The sequence below is a fragment of the Pseudomonas atacamensis genome, assembly GCF_017167965.1.
Lineage (GTDB): Bacteria > Pseudomonadota > Gammaproteobacteria > Pseudomonadales > Pseudomonadaceae > Aquipseudomonas > Aquipseudomonas atacamensis.
Window position 1 is genome coordinate 4,812,087 of sequence record NZ_CP070503.1, and the last position, 16,562, is coordinate 4,828,648.

Consider the following 16,562-nt stretch of genomic DNA (forward strand, 5'->3'; position numbering starts at 1 on the left):
CAGTGTCGCGTGTTGCCGTTGCGTTACAAAAAACTATCGGCCGTGCCGACTCAACCACTGCTCAGCCAGCACTCGCGCTTTCGCGTCCGCCGTAAACACGGCGTCGAGGTCATGCAGCGCCACCACCGGCTCCAGATTCAAGACTTCCTCGATGATACTCGCGATTTCCAGGTAGCGAACCCGTCCGTCGAGAAACGCTGCCACGGCCACTTCATTGGCCGCGTTGAGCATCGCCGGCGCGCTGTCGCCAGCTTCGGCCGCCTGACGGGCCAATCGCAGGCAGGGGAAGCGGCTTTCATCGGGCGCTTCGAAATCCAGTCGCGCAATGGCGAACAGATCCAGTGGCGGTACGCCGGAATCGATACGCTCAGGCCAGGCCAGGGCGTTGGCGATCGGCGTGCGCATGTCGGGGTTGCCCAATTGCGCCAGCACCGAGCCATCCACATAGTCGACCAGAGAATGGATCACGCTTTGCGGATGAATCACCACTTCGACCTGAGTCGGTTTGGCATCGAACAACCAGCAGGCTTCGATCAGTTCCAGACCCTTGTTCATCATGCTTGCCGAATCCACGGAGATCTTGCGCCCCATGGACCAGTTCGGATGCGCGCAAGCCTGTTCCGGCGAAACATGCGCCAGCTCGGACATCGGCGTCTGCCGGAAAGGCCCGCCAGAGGCCGTCAGCAAGATCCGCCGCACACCAACCGAGCTCAAGCCGCGGGCGAAATCCGCTGGCATGCACTGAAAAATCGCGTTGTGCTCACTGTCGATCGGCAGCAGCACCGAGCCGCTTTTGCGCACCGCCTGCATGAACAGCGCGCCGGACATCACCAGCGCTTCTTTATTGGCCAGCAGAATCTTTTTGCCCGACTCGACCGCCGCCAGTGTCGGACGCAAACCCGCCGCACCGACAATGGCCGCCATGACCGCGTCGACTTCAGGCGCGGAGGCAACCTGACACAGGCCCTCCTCACCTACCAGCACACGAGTCGGCAAACCGGCTGCACGCAAGTCATCCTGCAACCCACGCGCCGCAGCACCTTCAGGCACCACAGCAAATTGCGGTACATGACGAACGCACAGCGCGAGCAATTCGCTAAGACGGGTGAAACCACTCAATGCAAAAACCCGATAACGCTCAGGATGACGGGCAATCACATCCAGGGTGCTCAGACCGATCGAACCGGTCGCACCCAACACGGTAATCTGCTGGGGACGACTCACGGGGCGGCCATCCAGAGCAATACGGCGAACACCGGAATGGCTGCGGTCAGGCTGTCGATGCGATCCAGCACGCCACCATGGCCGGGCAGCAGATTACTGCTGTCCTTGATGCCGGACTGGCGCTTGAACATGCTTTCGGTAAGGTCACCGACCACAGAAATGAAGACGATCACTGCCGCGCCGATCAGGCCTTTGAGCAGCTCGGCCACGGTCCAGTCGCGCACCAGCCCGACGATCGCGGTAATCACCAGACTCAGCGCCAGACCACCGTAAACGCCTTCCCAGCTCTTGCCCGGACTGACCTGCGGCGCCAGCTTGCGCTTGCCGAACTTGCGCCCGGAAAAGTAAGCACCGATGTCCGCACCCCAGACCAGCACCATCACCGCCATGATCAACCAGTTACCCAGCGGATATTGCTTGATCTGCACCAGACCCTGCCACGCAGGCAGCAGGATCAGCAGGCCGATCAGCAGCTTGGTTGCCGCCGTGGACCAGTGCGCGCTGGAGCGTGGATACGTCAGCACCAGATAAGTCGCAATCGCCCACCAGATCACCGATGCACCGAGCACCCAAGGCGCAAGGCCCGGCAACACGTACATGACAAACAGCATCAAGGCGACCACAGCGGCAAAGCCGACGCGGAACGACTGTGCGGTGAAGCCGGCCAGACGCGCCCATTCCCAGGCACCGAGGCTCACCACCAGGCCAATGAACAGCGCGAAGCCGGCACCTTTGAGCAGGAAAAACCCGCACAAGGCAATCGGCAGCAGGATCAGTGCAGTGATGATTCGTTGTTTAAGCATTAAACCCGGGCTCCAGCTTCGACCTGTTCGCTCGTTTTACCGAAGCGACGCTGGCGGGAAGCGAAATCGGCCAGCGCGGTGCGCATGGCGTCGTGTTTGAAGTCCGGCCAGAACAGGTCGGAGAAGTACAACTCGGCGTAGGCCAGCTGCCACAGCAGGAAGTTGCTGATGCGATGCTCGCCACCGGTGCGAATGCACAGGTCAGGCAACGGCAGATCGCCGGTGGCCAGACAGGTCTGCAGCAGATCCGGGGTGATGTCCTCTGGTCGCAAATGCCCGGCCTGGACTTCACGCGCCAGACGTTGCGCAGCCTGGGCGATATCCCACTGACCGCCATAATTGGCTGCGATCTGCAAGACAAAGCGGTTGGCACCGACCGTCATGGCCTCAGCCTCGCGCATCGCCGCCTGAAGCTCAGGGTGGAAGCGCGAGCGATCGCCAATGATGCGCAGACTGATGTTGTTGTCGTTGAGGCGCTTGGCCTCACGACGCAAGGCCTTGAAGAACAGGTCCATCAAGGCACTGACTTCATCGGCCGGGCGCTGCCAGTTTTCACTGGAGAAGGCGAACAGGGTCAAAACTTCGACCTTGGCCTCAGCGCACACCTCGATCACTGCCCGCACAGCATCCACGCCCGCTTTATGCCCGGCGACACCCGGCATAAAGCGTTTTTTCGCCCAGCGATTATTGCCATCCATGATGATCGCGACATGGCGCGGCACCGCGGACGGCGCAGTCTGCTTGGTCTTGTCCATTTAAAGCTCGACCCTTATACGGCCATCAGGTCTTTTTCTTTCTCGTCCGTGGCCTTGGTGATCTGGGCCTCGGATTCTTTGGTCAGTTTGTCGATATCGGCGATGGCACGACGCTCTTCGTCTTCGCTGATTTCCTTGTCCTTGACCAGTTTTTTCAGCTCGCCCAAGGCATCGCGACGGATGTTGCGCACGGCTACGCGCGCGTCTTCGGCTGCGCTGCGTGCCTGCTTGGTGAAGCCTTTGCGCGTTTCCTCGGTAAGGGCAGGCATCGGGATCAACAGCAACTCGCCCAGGTTGGTCGGGTTGAGGTTCAGACCGGCGCTCTGGATTGCCTTGTCGACGGCAGCGAGCATGTTGCGCTCGAAGGCCACGACCTGCAGGGTGCGCGAATCTTTCACGGTGACGTTGGCAACGCCGCTCAGCGGAGTGTCAGTGCCGTAGTAAGGCACCATGACGCTGCCGAGGATGCTCGGGTGAGCCTTGCCGGTACGAATCTGGCCGAACGCGTGGTTCAGAGATTCCAGGGATTTCTGCATACGCGCTTGGGCGTCTTTCTTGATTTCGTTGATCATTGTTGGCCTTCCTCGATCAAAGTCCCTTCAGCGCCGCCGTGCACAATGTTCAGCAGGGCGCCGGGCTTGTTCATGTTGAATACGCGCAGCGGCATCTTGTGATCGCGGCACAGGCAGATGGCAGTCAGATCCATTACACCCAGCTTGCGATCCAGTACTTCATCATAAGTCAGATGATCGAACTTCTCGGCATGCGGGTCTTTGAACGGGTCTGCGGTGTACACGCCATCAACCTTGGTGGCCTTGAGCACAACGTCGGCGTCGATTTCGATTGCACGCAGGCAGGCTGCCGAATCCGTGGTGAAGAACGGATTGCCGGTACCGGCCGCGAAGATCACGACGTCCTTGGAGTTCAGGTGACGCATGGCTTTGCGGCGATCGTAGTGATCGGTCACACCGACCATCGAAATGGCCGACATGACGATGGCCGAGATATTGGCACGTTCCAGCGCATCGCGCATGGCCAGGGCGTTCATCACAGTGGCCAGCATGCCCATGTGGTCGCCCGTGACCCGATCCATACCGGCCTTGCTCAGGGCTTCGCCACGGAACAGGTTGCCACCGCCGATCACCAGACCGACCTGCACGCCGATGCCGACCAGTTGACCGACTTCCAGCGCCATGCGATCCAGCACCTTCGGATCGATCCCGAACTCTTCCGAGCCCATCAGGGCCTCGCCGCTAAGCTTGAGTAGAATGCGTTTATAGCGAGCCTGATAACCACTGCCCTGCTGAGCCATTGCGAATCTCTCCTGCGGCGTATTTAAAATTCTTTGCGAGCTGTTTACAGCTGGCGTTCACTCTAGCTTGGCGATGCTGCAGCGCCATCGGAACATGGCTTTGTAAGTCAGTTCCGGGTGGAAACCAAATAAAAAATTGGTACCCCATCTGAAAAGAGGCTGCGCGCGTTAGCGGGCAGCCTCTTTCGGGCGACAGTTGAAAACCGTCTTATTGCTTGGCGGCAGCCAGCTGGGCAGCAACTTCTTCAGCGAAGTTGTCGACCGGCTTCTCGATGCCTTCGCCTACTTTGAAGTAAGTGAAGGAAACGATTTCAGCACCGGCTTTCTTGGCCAGCTCGCCGACCTTGACTTCAGGGTTCTTGACGAACGCCTGCTCGACCAGGCTCGCTTCCGCCAGGAACTTGCTGATACGGCCCTTGACCATGTTCTCAACAATGTTTTCTGGCTTGCCTTTGATCTTTTCTTCGTTCAGCTGCAGGAACACAGCCTTCTCACGCTCGATCGCTTCGTCGGAGACTTGCGAAGGCAGCAGGAACTCAGGGTTGCTTGCAGCAACGTGCATAGCGATGTCTTTGGCCAGCTCGACGTCACCGCCTTTCAGGACAACAGCAACACCGATCTTGTTACCGTGCAGGTAGGTGCCGACAACGTCACCTTCTACGCGTACCAGACGACGGATGTTTACGTTCTCGCCAACTTTGGCAACCAGCGCTTCACGAGCCGATTCCTGAGCGGCGATCAGCGGAGCTGCGTCGGTCAGTTTTTCGTCAAAAGCTTTTTCTACGCTGGCAGCAACGAAGTTCTTGAAATCGTCTTGCAGGGCCAGGAAGTCGGTCTGCGAGTTGACTTCCAGCAGCACGGCTGCCTTGTCATTCGATTTGATGGCGATTGCGCCTTCAGCGGCAACGTTGCCAGCTTTTTTCGCAGCCTTGATGGCGCCCGAAGCACGCATGTCATCAATGGCTTTTTCGATGTCGCCGTCAGCCTTTTCCAGGGCTTTCTTGCAATCCATCATGCCTTCGCCGGTACGCTCGCGCAGTTCTTTGACCAACGCTGCAGTAATTGCTGCCATTTTCAAATTCCTCTTGGATAGGTTTTCAACCATTCCACCCGATCGAACGGGCGTTCAATTCTTCCCGAACCACCCATGTTGGCTGCCGCACATGACAAATACAGACGTGGGCGCCGACAAATGGTTTTCGAGGTGGCAAAAAGGGGGCCAAGCCCCCTTTTTGCTTACTGAGTCAACGCCAGGGGCGTCGATTACTCAGCTGCAGCCTGAGTTTCTTCAGCTGCGAATTCTACAGTACCGCCAGCAACGTTGTTGCGGCCGCGGATAACTGCGTCAGCCATCGAACCCATGTACAGCTGGATAGCGCGGATGGCGTCATCGTTGCCTGGGATGATGTAGTCAACGCCTTCCGGGCTGCTGTTGGTATCGACAACGCCGATGACCGGGATGCCCAGCTTGTTGGCTTCGGTGATCGCGATGCGCTCGTGGTCAACGTCGATCACGAACAGTGCGTCTGGCAGACCGCCCATGTCCTTGATGCCGCCCAGCGAACGATCCAGCTTCTCAAGATCACGGGAGCGCATCAGCGCTTCTTTCTTGGTCAGCTTGGCGAAAGTACCGTCTTCGGCTTGAACTTCAAGGTCACGCAGACGCTTGATGGAAGCACGAATGGTCTTGAAGTTGGTCAGCATGCCGCCCAACCAGCGGTGATCGACGTACGGCGAACCGCAACGTGCTGCTTCTTCAGCAACGATCTTGCCAGCGGAACGCTTGGTGCCGACGAACAGAATCTTGTTTTTGCCCTGGGCCAGACGCTCTACGAAAGTCAGGGCTTCGTTGAACATTGGCAGGGTTTTTTCAAGGTTGATGATGTGAATCTTGTTACGCGCGCCGAAAATGTACTTGCCCATTTTCGGATTCCAGTAACGGGTTTGGTGACCGAAGTGCACACCGGCCTTCAGCATATCGCGCATGTTGACTTGGGACATGATAGTTCCTTGATAAGTCGGGTTTGGCCTCCACGTATCCCAATGACCAACCAGAGGCATAAAGCCCAAGGCACCCAGGTCATCGTGTCGACACGTGTGTGGATTTAAAGCTTTTCGGGGCATCCCCGGAAAGCGGCGCATTTTATACCACAGGGTGCGCAGAAACGGAACCCGGAATCTGTATTCGCACCAGGGACACGGGCGCAGCCCCCTTGGAATCGGCTCGATGGGCACCATTGTATAGATAGAAGCTGGACATGCAGGCGCGGATTTGCGCCTCCCGTCTGGTAGAATCGCGTTTTTCAGGGTCGCAAAATGTACGCTTGCCACCCAATTCGTATCCGTAAGCGCCGCCGAGCGCAGAGAGAGCCTGTATGACCGTCAACCTCAAAACCCCCGAGGACATCGCTGGCATGCGTGTCGCCGGCAAACTGGCCGCCGGTGTGCTGGAAATGATTGCCGAACATGTCAAACCGGGCGTGACCACCGATCAGCTCAACCAGATTTGCCACGACTACATCGTCAATGTGCAGCAGGCCATCCCTGCCCCGCTCAACTACAAGGGCTACCCGAAGTCGATCTGCACTTCGATCAACCATGTGGTCTGCCACGGCATCCCTAACGACAAGCCGCTGAAAAACGGCGACACCCTGAACATCGACGTCACGGTAATCAAGGACGGCTACCACGGTGATACCAGCCGCATGTTCCACGTCGGCGAAGTGCCGGTCTGGGCCGAGCGCCTGTCGCAGGTCACCCAGGAATGCATGTACAAGGCCATCGAGATTGTCAAACCTGGCTGCCGCCTCGGCGACATCGGCGAAGTCATCCAGAAGCACGCGGAAAAGAACGGTTTCTCAGTGGTGCGCGAGTTCTGCGGTCACGGCATCGGCAAGGTCTTCCACGAAGAACCGCAGATTCTGCACTACGGTCGCGCCGGCACCGGCATGGAACTGAAGGCTGGCATGACCTTCACCATCGAGCCGATGATCAACCAGGGCAAGGCCGACACCAAGGTTCTCGGCGACGGCTGGACCGCGATTACCAAGGACCGCAAGCTCTCGGCACAGTGGGAACACACCCTGCTGGTCACCGACACCGGCTACGAGATTTTCACTTTGCGCAGCGATGACACCATCCCGCGTGTCTCGGCCTGACACCCAGAACGCTCCCAGCCTATAGAAGGAAAGCCAATCGATGCCGCAGGTGGATCCCGAACTCTTCGACCGCGGCCAGTTCCAGGCTGAACTGGCCCTCAAAGCGAGTCCTATCGCGGCGTTCAAGAAGGCGATCCGCCAGGCCCGCGAGGTCCTCGACACGCGTTTTCGCAATGGCCGGGACATCCGCCGACTGATCGAGGACCGCGCCTGGTTTGTCGACAATATCCTGCAAAAGGCCTGGGAGCAGTTCAACTGGAGCGAAGACGCCGACATCGCTCTGGTGGCGGTGGGCGGCTACGGTCGCGGCGAACTGCACCCCTACTCCGATATCGATCTGCTGATTCTGCTCGACAGTGCCGACCACGAAGTTTTCCGCGATTCCATCGAGCGTTTTCTGACGCTGTTGTGGGACATCGGTCTGGAGGTCGGCCAGAGCGTGCGCTCGGTCGACGAATGCGCAGAAGAGGCCCGCGCCGACCTGACTGTGGTCACCAACCTGATGGAAAGCCGCACCATCTGCGGCCCCGAGCGTCTGCGCCAGCGCATGCTCGACGTCACCAGCACCGCGCACATGTGGCCGGCCAAGGAGTTCTTCCTGGCCAAGCGGGCCGAGCAGAAAGCTCGCCACCACAAATACAACGACACCGAATACAACCTCGAACCGAACGTCAAAGGTTCGCCCGGCGGCCTGCGCGATATTCAGACGATCCTCTGGGTCGCCCGCCGTCAGTACGGCACCCTGAACCTGCGCGCCCTCGCCGGCGAAGGCTTTCTGGTCGAAAGCGAAAACGCCCTGCTTGCCTCGTCCCAGGAATTCCTCTGGAAAGTGCGCTACGCGCTGCACATGCTCGCCGGCCGTTCCGAAGACCGCTTGCTGTTCGATCATCAGCGCACCATTGCCGGCCTGCTCGGCTTTGAAGGAGACGACGCCAAACAGGCGGTCGAAAACTTCATGCAGCAGTATTTCCGCACTGTGATGAGCATCGCCCAACTGAGCGATCTGATCATCCAGCACTTCGAGGAAGTCATCCTCGCTCCCGAAGACGAGGCGCCGCCGCAACCGATCAATTCGCGCTTCCAGTTGCATGACGGTTACATCGAAGCGCGCAATGACAACGTGTTCCGCCGCACGCCGTTCGCCATGCTGGAGATTTTCGTGCTGATGGCCCAGCAGCCGGAAATCAAAGGCGTGCGCGCCGACACCATTCGTCTGCTGCGCGAACATCGTCATCTGATCGATGACAACTTCCGTAACGATATCCGCAACACCAGCCTGTTCATCGAGCTGTTCAAGTGCAAGATCGGCATCCATCGCAATCTGCGGCGAATGAACCGTTACGGCATTCTCGGCCGTTATCTGCCAGAGTTCGGCTTTATCGTCGGGCAGATGCAGCACGACCTGTTCCACATCTATACGGTCGATGCGCACACGCTGAATCTGATCAAGCACCTGCGCAAACTGCAGTACACCCAGGTCTCGGAGAAATTTCCGCTGGCCGCCAAGCTCATGGCCAAGCTGCCCAAACCTGAGCTGATCTACATGGCCGGTCTGTATCACGACATCGGCAAGGGCCGGCATGGCGATCACTCGGAGATCGGCGCGGTCGATGCCGAGGCGTTCTGCCAGCGTCACCAGTTGCCGGTGTGGGACAGCCGCCTGATCGTCTGGCTGGTGCAGAACCATTTGGTGATGTCCACCACTGCGCAGCGCAAGGATCTGTCGGACCCGCAGGTGATCCACGATTTCGCCCAGGCGGTCGGCGACGAAACCCGCCTCGACTACCTCTATGTGCTGACCGTGGCCGACATCAATGCGACCAACCCGACGCTGTGGAACTCATGGCGCGCCAGCCTGCTGCGCCAGCTTTATACCGAGACCAAGCGCGCCCTGCGCCGGGGTCTGGAAAACCCGGTGGATCGCGAAGAACAGATCCGCCAGACGCAAAGCGCGGCGCTGGACATTCTGGTGCGCGGCGGCACCGATCCGGACGACGTCGAGCAGCTGTGGGCGCAATTGGGCGATGACTATTTCCTGCGTCACACCGCCGGCGATGTAGCCTGGCACAGCGACGCGATCCTGCAGCAACCGGTTGATGGCGGGCCGCTGGTGCTGATCAAGGAAACCACCCAGCGCGAGTTCGAGGGCGGCACGCAGATCTTCATTTATGCACCGGACCAGCACGACTTCTTCGCCGTGACCGTGGCGGCGATGGACCAGCTCAACCTGAACATTCACGACGCCCGGGTCATCACCTCGAGCAGCCAGTTCACTCTCGACACCTACATCGTGCTCGACAACGAAGGCGAGTCGATCGGCGACAACCCGACGCGGATCAAGCAGATCCGCGAAGGCCTGACCGAAGCGCTGCGCAACCCGGACGACTACCCGACGATCATCCAGCGCCGGGTGCCGCGTCAGCTCAAGCATTTTGCCTTTGCCCCGCAAGTGACGATCCACAACGACGCCCAGCGTCCGGTGACCGTGCTGGAACTGACGGCGCCCGACCGGCCGGGCCTGCTGGCGCGGGTCGGGGGGATTTTCCTCGAGTTCGACCTGTCGCTGCAGAACGCCAAGATTGCGACCCTGGGCGAGCGCGTGGAAGACGTGTTCTTCATCACCGACGCGCACAACCAGCCGTTGTCCGATCCGCTGCTGTGCAGCCGTTTGCAGGATGCGATCGTCGAACAGCTGAGCGTCAATCAGGAACCGGATATCAAACTTTCGCGGATCAGTATCTGAATCACCCGTTTATCCCTGTGAATGCAGCCCATGCTTTCCTCCGGTACATACAATCCCCTGTGGCGAGGGGATTTATCCCCGTTCGGCTGCGAAGCAGTCGTAAAACCTGTGTATGCGGACATTCAGTTGAACCGCAGTGAATGGTTTTGCGGCCGCTGCTCAGCCCAACGGGGATAAATCCCCTCGCCACAGAAAGCTTTTGAGCATCTAAAAGAGGCCCCCATGAACAACGCTCTGAACCAGCTCCAGCCGTACCCGTTCGAAAAGCTCCGCGCCCTGCTCGGCAGCGTTACGCCGAACCCGGACAAACGCCCGATCGCCCTGTCGATCGGCGAGCCGAAACACCGTTCGCCGAGTTTTGTCGCCGAAGCGCTGGCGAACAGTCTGGATCAGATGGCGGTGTACCCGACCACCCTCGGCATCCCGGCCCTGCGCGAAGCCATCGCCGGCTGGTGCGAGCGTCGTTTTGGCGTGCCGAGCGGCTGGATCGATCCGGCGCGCAACGTGCTGCCGGTCAACGGCACCCGTGAAGCGCTGTTCGCCTTCACCCAGACCGTGGTCAATCGGGGCGACGATGCGCTGGTGGTCAGCCCCAACCCGTTCTATCAGATCTACGAAGGCGCGGCGTTCCTCGCCGGGGCCAAGCCGCATTACCTGCCATGCCTGGATGAAAACGGCTTCAACCCGGACTTCAACGCAGTAGCGCCAGATATCTGGCAGCGCTGCCAGATCCTGTTCCTGTGCTCGCCGGGCAACCCGACCGGCGCGCTGATTCCGGTTGAGACCCTGAAGAAGCTGATCGCCCTGGCTGATCAGTACGACTTCGTCATTGCCGCCGACGAGTGCTACAGCGAACTGTACTTCGACGAACAGACTCCGCCGCCAGGCCTGCTCAGCGCCTGCGTCGAACTGGGCCGCAATGACTTCAAGCGCTGCGTGGTCTTTCACAGCCTGTCCAAGCGCTCCAACCTTCCGGGCTTGCGCTCAGGCTTTGTTGCCGGCGATGCCGACATCCTCAAGGGCTTCCTGCTCTATCGCACTTACCATGGCTGCGCGATGCCGGTACAGACTCAACTGGCCAGCGTTGCCGCGTGGAATGACGAAGTGCATGTGCGCGCCAACCGTGCGCTGTACCGCGAGAAGTTCGATGCGGTGCTGAACATCCTCAGCCCGGTCATGGACGTACAGCGCCCGGATGGCAGCTTCTATCTGTGGCCGAATGTGCAGGGCGATGATGCGGCGTTCTGCCGTGATCTGTTCGAGCAGGAGCATGTGACCGTGGTGCCGGGCTCGTACCTGTCTCGCGATGTCGATGGCGTCAATCCGGGGGCGGGCCGCGTGCGCATGGCGCTGGTTGCGCCGTTGGCTGAATGCGTCGAAGCCGCCGAACGGATTCGTGACTTCATCACCCGCCAGAAGTGATTGCGGAGCGCTTGCGGCAGTCCCCTGCTGCAAGCGCTCAAGCGGTTATTTGACCTGGCCCAGATTGGCCTCGCTCAAATCCAGTTCCCCGAGCACTTCTCGCAACACGTCATCACCGATCTGGTGATGACGGCTCAGACTGTAAAGCTCAAGACGCTGCGCACGCAGTGCTTTCAAACGCAGGCGACGCTCAAGCAGATCCATCTGGAATGCCAGCGCCTGAGCCTCGGCGGAATCATTGAACACATCAAGTTGATACCGATATTCGGACATGATCCGCGCCTTGAGCTCCGCCGCCAGCGCCGCTTGAGCGGCATCCTGCGGGACCACTTCTTCGCTTTCCAGCGAGTGAATCGCCGCTTCGGCCGTCTTGCGCCAGGCGTCGCGCACTTCCTGACGACGCTTGTCGTCGGGACTTTTGTCGATGCCGCGCAGCAGCAAGGGCAGCGCGATACAGGCCGAGACCAGCGACAGCAGAATCACCCCGGCAGCAATGAAGATCAGCAAGTCGCGCTCAGGAAAAGCCTCGGCGCCGATCAGCATCGGCACCGACATCACGCCTGCCAGCGTCACTGCCCCGCGCACACCGCCCACCGTCAGCAACCAGCATGAACGCGCCGTCGGCACTTGGGTCAGCTCGCCCTTGCCGCGCAGTCGGCGCAGCAACACCGACAAGCGCCAGATGCTTTGCACCCAGATGAAGCGCAGCAGCACCAGCGCGACGAAGATCGCCAACACATCGAGGCAGCGATAGAACAGCGTCGGCCACAGCGTCGGCTCATGGCTGACCACCGCCTTGATGATGTCTGGCAATTGCAGGCCAAGCAGCAGGAAGATCAAGCCATTGAACGCAAATTCGAGCAGCGCCCAAACGCTGCGATTAAGCAATCGCGTGCTGGTCTGGCGCGGCAGCAGGTCGAGCCAGCTTTGCATCATCCCCGCCGCCACCGCCGAAAGAATGCCCGAAGCGCCCAGACGTTCAGCCAGTACATAAGCGGCGAACGGCAGCAGCAACATGAACACCACATGCGTGGCCGGATCGTCCCAGCCACGGGCGATCATCCACGCGCGCAGGCGTCCGACCAGCCAGCTCAACGCCACACCGACCGCCAGACCACCGAGCGCGACCGCGACGAAGGTCAGACTGGCATTGGTCAACGAAAACACGCCCGTGACCGCTGCAGCGAGGGCGAACTTGAAGGTCACCAGGCCTGAGGCATCGTTCATCAGGGCCTCGCCCTGGAGGATATGCATCAGCGGCGTGGGGAGACGGTTCTGCGAAATCGCTGAAACCGCCACGGCGTCCGTCGGTGACAAAACCGCTGCAAGGGCGAAGGCCACCGGCAGCGGAATCGTCGGCAACAGCCAATGAATGAAATAACCGGCACCGACTACGGTGAACAGAACAAGGCCGACGGCCAGGGTCAGGATCGGTCCACGCAATTGCCAGAAGGCGCGTTTGGGCATGCGCCAGCCATCGGAAAACAGCAGCGGCGGCAGGAACAGAAACAGGAACAATTCGGGATCGAGGGCGACGTGCAGGCCAAGCGTCGGCCAGGCGAGCAAGGCACCGGCAGCAATTTGCACCAGCGGCAACGGCAGCGGGATGACCCGCCCGACCAGTCGCGAGACGCTGACCAGCATCAGCAGGATGAGGACGGTGTAAGCAGTTTGCATAAAACCAGAATCTCAGGCGATCGACAGCGTTGAACTGCCATATTAGCGCCTTAGGCTGTGGCTGACCGTTGCACATACGTCGCACGCCTGGACGCCGGACTAAATGTGGGAGCGAGCTTGCTCGCGAATGCGGTGTGTCATTCAGCACAGAAATTGACTGACAGGCCCCCTTCGCGAGCAAGCTCGCTCCCACAGGTTTTACAGCGTTACGACAACCGTGGCCGACGAAACCGTCCGGTCATGGCATAATCCGTCACCATTTTTTTCCAGCACCTGTAAAGGGGGCGATTCCTTGGCCGTTTCAAGTAAAACGTTGCACCTTTTCGGCATCAAAGCCTGCGACACCATGAAAAAGGCGCGCACCTGGCTCGATGAACACGCTGTCAGCTACGACTTTCACGATTACAAGACCGCCGGCATTGACCGTGAGCACCTGACCCAATGGTGCGACGAGCACGGCTGGCAAACCGTGCTGAACCGCGCCGGCACGACCTTTCGCAAACTCGACGACGAACGCAAAGCCGATCTCGACCAGGCGAAAGCTATCGAACTGATGCTCGCACAACCCTCGATGATCAAGCGCCCGGTGCTCGATCTCGGTGACCGAACCCTGATTGGCTTCAAGCCAGATATCTACGCGGCCGCTCTGAAGTAAGCAGCCCGTCACTCTTTGTAGAGGTATTCACATGTCCAATTCCCTGTTCAGCATCGCTTTTGGTGTCGGCACCCAGAACCGTCAAGGCGCATGGCTGGAAGTGTTCTACGCTCAGCCACTGCTCAACCCTTCGGCCGAACTGGTCGCGGCTGTTGCGCCGATCCTCGGTTACACCGAAGGCAACCAGGCCATCACCTTCACCACCGCCCAGGCCGCGCAACTGGCTGAAGCCGTGAAAGGCGTCGACGCCGTGCAAGGCAAGCTGCTGACCCGCCTGGCTGAAAGCCACAAGCCGCTGGTCGCCACGCTGCTGGCCGAAGACGCGCAACTGACCTCCACGCCTGAGGCCTACCTCAAGCTGCATCTGCTCTCGCACCGTCTGGTCAAGCCGCACGGCGTGAGCCTCGCCGGTATCTTCCCGCTGCTGCCGAACGTGGCGTGGACCAGCCAGGGCGCGATCGACCTGAGCGAACTGGCGGAAATGCAACTCGAAGCACGCCTGCGCGGCGAGCTGCTGGAAGTGTTCTCGGTGGACAAGTTCCCGAAAATGACCGACTACGTGGTACCGGCCGGCGTGCGTATCGCTGATGCCGCGCGTCTGCGTCTGGGCGCTTACGTCGGCGAAGGCACCACCGTCATGCATGAAGGTTTCATCAACTTCAATGCCGGCACCGAAGGCCCGGGCATGATCGAAGGCCGCGTTTCCGCTGGCGTCTTCGTCGGGAAGGGTTCGGACCTGGGCGGCGGTTGCTCGACCATGGGCACCCTGTCGGGCGGCGGCAACATCGTGATCAAGGTCGGCGAAGGCTGCCTGATCGGCGCCAACGCCGGTATCGGCATTCCGTTGGGCGACCGCAACACTGTGGAGTCGGGCCTGTACGTGACCGCTGGCACCAAGGTTGCGCTGCTGGACGAGCACAACAATCTGGTCAAGGTTGTGAAGGCGCGTGAGCTGGCTGGTCAGACTGATCTGCTGTTCCGTCGCAATTCGGAAACCGGTGCTGTGGAATGCAAGACCCACAAATCGGCGATCGAACTGAACGAAGCGCTGCACGCTCACAACTAAGCGCTGTAGGCCTGTGGGAGCGAGTCTGCTCGCGAAGCTTTTGGCGTATTCAAGAACGCCTTCGCGAGCAAGCTCGTTCCCACAAGGTTTGGCGTACACCCCGCCCAATTTCACAGGGCTGAACTCATGATGATCCCCTCCCCTTGGCGCGCCGATTTCCCGGCCATCGCCGCCCTGCAACGGCAAGACCAGACCTATCTGGACAGCGCCGCCACCACGCAAAAACCACAAGCCCTGCTCGACGCACTGACGCATTACTACGCCAACGGCGCGGCCAATGTGCATCGTGCGCAACACCTGCCCGGTGCCCACGCGACGCAAGCGTTCGAAGACAGTCGGCGCAAGGTTGGCCAATGGCTGAATGCCGGTGACAGCGGGCAAATCATCTTCACCCACGGCGCCACCAGCGCGCTGAATCTACTGGCTTATGGTCTGGAGCCTCTGTTTCAGCCGGGCGATGAGATCGTCATCAGCGCTCTGGAGCATCACGCCAACCTGCTGCCGTGGCAGCAACTGGCGCAACGCCGTCAGCTGAAACTGGTGATCCTGCCGCTGGATGCCGACGGCCTGATCGACCTCGGCGCTGCCGTGCATCTGATCGGCCCGCGCACGCGTTTGTTGGCGGTCAGCCAGTTGTCCAATGTGCTCGGCGCCTGGCAGCCACTGACCGCTTTGCTGGGCATGGCCAAGGCGCAGAACGCGCTGACCGTGGTCGATGGTGCGCAAGGTGTGGTGCACGGACGGCATGATGTACAGGCGCTGGGTTGCGACTTCTATGTGTTTTCCAGCCACAAACTCTACGGCCCCGATGGCCTCGGCGTGCTGTTCGGGCGCAACGCTGCGCTGGAGCAATTGCAGCATTGGCAGTTCGGCGGCGAGATGGTGCTCGACGCCAACTATCAGGATTCGCGCTTCCGCCCGGCGCCGTTGGGGTTCGAGGCAGGCACACCGCCGATCGCCAGTGTCATCGGCCTCGGAGCGACCCTCGACTACTTGGCCGGCTTGGATCAGGACGCCGTATCTGCCCATGAAGCGGCACTGCACGACTATCTGCTGCGCGGCCTCGCCGCACGCAATGGCATTCGCCTGCTCGGCAAGCCGCAACTGGCGCTGGCCAGTTTTGTCGTCGAAGGCGTGCACAACGCCGATCTGGCGCATCTGCTCACCGAACAAGGCATTGCCGTACGCGCGGGGCATCACTGCGCCATGCCGCTGATGAAAAGCTTCGAACTGGCTGGCGCGATTCGTGTGTCGTTGGCGCTGTATAACGATTCGGAAGATCTGGAGCGCTTTTTCGAGGCGCTGGATCAGGCGCTGGAGATGTTGCGATGAGCCTGCCGGTGGAAGCGGCCGAAGCGCTGCAGACGTTTCAGACTGCGGCGGGCTGGGAACAGCGGGCGCGGTTGCTGATGCAGTTTGGCGATCGCTCGCCGGCGCTGGATGACGCGCAAAAGTGCGAGGCCAACCGGGTGCATGGCTGTGAAAGTCAGGTGTGGCTGGTCGGTGAGTTGCGCGACGGTCACTGGCAGTTCAAGGCGAGCAGCGATGCGCGGATGATTCGCGGGTTGGTGGCGTTGCTGCTGTTGCGGGTCAACGGCTTGTCGGCGGCGGAGTTGCAGCAGCTGGATCTGCCGGAGTGGTTCAATCGGCTGGGGTTGTCGCGGCAGTTGTCGCCTTCGCGCAGCAATGGCCTGAATGCGGTGCTCCAGCGGATGAATGAGTTGGCTCGCTGACTGATCGTTCCCAC

At 60.3% G+C, this 16,562-nt stretch carries 15 protein-coding genes; 7 read left to right on the forward strand and 8 right to left on the reverse strand.

The genetic code is table 11. From position 1 onward, the window contains the following. Positions 1–33: 33 nt before the first annotated feature. The 7 genes from ispC to rpsB form a co-directional block, all read right to left on the reverse strand. Positions 34–1,224 (reverse strand): 1-deoxy-D-xylulose-5-phosphate reductoisomerase, encoded by a 1,191-nt coding sequence (ispC, locus tag JWU58_RS22035; RefSeq protein WP_206420987.1) that lies wholly within the window; start codon positions 1,222–1,224, stop codon positions 34–36. Next, positions 1,221–2,027: a phosphatidate cytidylyltransferase gene (locus JWU58_RS22040; RefSeq protein ID WP_016771474.1), complete on the reverse strand. Its 807-nt coding sequence runs from the start codon at positions 2,025–2,027 to the stop codon at positions 1,221–1,223. Before JWU58_RS22040 ends, ispC begins: the two co-directional genes overlap by 4 nt. Further along, the gene (gene uppS / locus JWU58_RS22045; protein ID WP_016771475.1) at positions 2,027–2,782 is read right to left on the reverse strand and encodes a polyprenyl diphosphate synthase; all 756 of its coding nucleotides are present in this window, start codon (positions 2,780–2,782) and stop codon (positions 2,027–2,029) included. The genes JWU58_RS22040 and uppS overlap by 1 nt, the downstream gene beginning before the upstream one ends. A 14-nt stretch (positions 2,783–2,796) precedes the next feature. Further along, on the reverse strand, positions 2,797–3,354 hold the full coding sequence (frr, locus tag JWU58_RS22050) for a ribosome recycling factor (RefSeq protein WP_007954771.1): 558 nt from the start codon (positions 3,352–3,354) through the stop codon (positions 2,797–2,799). Then, on the reverse strand, positions 3,351–4,094 hold the full coding sequence (gene pyrH, locus JWU58_RS22055) for a UMP kinase (RefSeq protein WP_003222124.1): 744 nt from the start codon (positions 4,092–4,094) through the stop codon (positions 3,351–3,353). The genes frr and pyrH overlap by 4 nt, the downstream gene beginning before the upstream one ends. Before the next feature lie 208 nt (positions 4,095–4,302). Beyond that, on the reverse strand, positions 4,303–5,166 hold the full coding sequence (gene tsf, locus JWU58_RS22060) for a translation elongation factor Ts (protein WP_016771476.1): 864 nt from the start codon (positions 5,164–5,166) through the stop codon (positions 4,303–4,305). A gap of 191 nt (positions 5,167–5,357) precedes the next feature. Further along, positions 5,358–6,095, reverse strand: a complete 738-nt coding sequence (gene rpsB, locus JWU58_RS22065) for a 30S ribosomal protein S2 (RefSeq protein ID WP_003222119.1) — start codon at positions 6,093–6,095, stop codon at positions 5,358–5,360. A gap of 374 nt (positions 6,096–6,469) precedes the next feature. Here rpsB and map point away from each other — a divergent pair, with 374 nt between their 5' ends. The 3 genes from map (at position 6,470) to dapC (ending at position 11,417) form a co-directional block, all read left to right on the forward strand. Further along, positions 6,470–7,252: a type I methionyl aminopeptidase gene (gene map / locus JWU58_RS22070; RefSeq protein ID WP_206420988.1), complete on the forward strand. Its 783-nt coding sequence runs from the start codon at positions 6,470–6,472 to the stop codon at positions 7,250–7,252. 40 nt (positions 7,253–7,292) lie between these two features. Continuing rightward, positions 7,293–9,995, forward strand: coding sequence for a [protein-PII] uridylyltransferase (locus tag JWU58_RS22075; protein WP_122505690.1), 2,703 nt, complete (start codon positions 7,293–7,295; stop codon positions 9,993–9,995). A 222-nt stretch (positions 9,996–10,217) separates the two neighbouring features. Next, a complete protein-coding gene (dapC, locus tag JWU58_RS22080) occupies positions 10,218–11,417 on the forward strand; it encodes a succinyldiaminopimelate transaminase (protein ID WP_206420989.1) in 1,200 nt (399 codons plus the stop codon). 45 nt (positions 11,418–11,462) lie between these two features. Here the strand turns inward: dapC and JWU58_RS22085 are convergent, their stop codons facing one another. Next, positions 11,463–13,094 (reverse strand): Na+/H+ antiporter, encoded by a 1,632-nt coding sequence (locus JWU58_RS22085; RefSeq protein ID WP_206420990.1) that lies wholly within the window; start codon positions 13,092–13,094, stop codon positions 11,463–11,465. Positions 13,095–13,386: 292 nt separating this feature from the next. Between JWU58_RS22085 and JWU58_RS22090 the strand changes: the two genes are divergently transcribed. The 4 genes from JWU58_RS22090 to JWU58_RS22105 all read left to right on the forward strand — a co-directional run bounded on the left by JWU58_RS22090 (position 13,387) and on the right by JWU58_RS22105 (position 16,548). Next, positions 13,387–13,749, forward strand: a complete 363-nt coding sequence (locus JWU58_RS22090) for an ArsC family reductase (protein ID WP_038860603.1) — start codon at positions 13,387–13,389, stop codon at positions 13,747–13,749. A gap of 31 nt (positions 13,750–13,780) precedes the next feature. Further along, the gene (dapD, locus tag JWU58_RS22095; RefSeq protein ID WP_123443055.1) at positions 13,781–14,815 is read left to right on the forward strand and encodes a 2,3,4,5-tetrahydropyridine-2,6-dicarboxylate N-succinyltransferase; all 1,035 of its coding nucleotides are present in this window, start codon (positions 13,781–13,783) and stop codon (positions 14,813–14,815) included. Positions 14,816–14,941: 126 nt separating this feature from the next. Further along, positions 14,942–16,147 carry an aminotransferase class V-fold PLP-dependent enzyme gene (locus JWU58_RS22100; protein WP_122610705.1) on the forward strand — a complete coding sequence of 402 codons (1,206 nt, stop codon included), beginning with the start codon at positions 14,942–14,944 and terminating at the stop codon, positions 16,145–16,147. After that, positions 16,144–16,548 (forward strand): SufE family protein, encoded by a 405-nt coding sequence (locus JWU58_RS22105; protein WP_206420991.1) that lies wholly within the window; start codon positions 16,144–16,146, stop codon positions 16,546–16,548. The genes JWU58_RS22100 and JWU58_RS22105 overlap by 4 nt, the downstream gene beginning before the upstream one ends. Positions 16,549–16,562: the final 14 nt, after the last annotated feature.

What these genes read in the sequence shown, in the direction of transcription:
- JWU58_RS22105 (WP_206420991.1), top strand. Translation starts at nt 16,144, where the DNA reads ATGAGCCTGCCGGTGGAAGCGGCCGAAGCGCTGCAGACGTTTCAGACT.
- JWU58_RS22075 (WP_122505690.1), top strand. Translation starts at nt 7,293, where the DNA reads ATGCCGCAGGTGGATCCCGAACTCTTCGACCGCGGCCAGTTCCAGGCT.
- JWU58_RS22085 (WP_206420990.1), bottom strand. Translation starts at nt 13,094, where the DNA reads ATGCAAACTGCTTACACCGTCCTCATCCTGCTGATGCTGGTCAGCGTC.
- uppS (WP_016771475.1), bottom strand. Translation starts at nt 2,782, where the DNA reads ATGGACAAGACCAAGCAGACTGCGCCGTCCGCGGTGCCGCGCCATGTC.
- JWU58_RS22040 (WP_016771474.1), bottom strand. Translation starts at nt 2,027, where the DNA reads ATGCTTAAACAACGAATCATCACTGCACTGATCCTGCTGCCGATTGCC.
- frr (WP_007954771.1), bottom strand. Translation starts at nt 3,354, where the DNA reads ATGATCAACGAAATCAAGAAAGACGCCCAAGCGCGTATGCAGAAATCC.
- dapC (WP_206420989.1), top strand. Translation starts at nt 10,218, where the DNA reads ATGAACAACGCTCTGAACCAGCTCCAGCCGTACCCGTTCGAAAAGCTC.
- pyrH (WP_003222124.1), bottom strand. Translation starts at nt 4,094, where the DNA reads ATGGCTCAGCAGGGCAGTGGTTATCAGGCTCGCTATAAACGCATTCTA.
- map (WP_206420988.1), top strand. Translation starts at nt 6,470, where the DNA reads ATGACCGTCAACCTCAAAACCCCCGAGGACATCGCTGGCATGCGTGTC.
- rpsB (WP_003222119.1), bottom strand. Translation starts at nt 6,095, where the DNA reads ATGTCCCAAGTCAACATGCGCGATATGCTGAAGGCCGGTGTGCACTTC.
- JWU58_RS22100 (WP_122610705.1), top strand. Translation starts at nt 14,942, where the DNA reads ATGATGATCCCCTCCCCTTGGCGCGCCGATTTCCCGGCCATCGCCGCC.
- tsf (WP_016771476.1), bottom strand. Translation starts at nt 5,166, where the DNA reads ATGGCAGCAATTACTGCAGCGTTGGTCAAAGAACTGCGCGAGCGTACC.
- dapD (WP_123443055.1), top strand. Translation starts at nt 13,781, where the DNA reads ATGTCCAATTCCCTGTTCAGCATCGCTTTTGGTGTCGGCACCCAGAAC.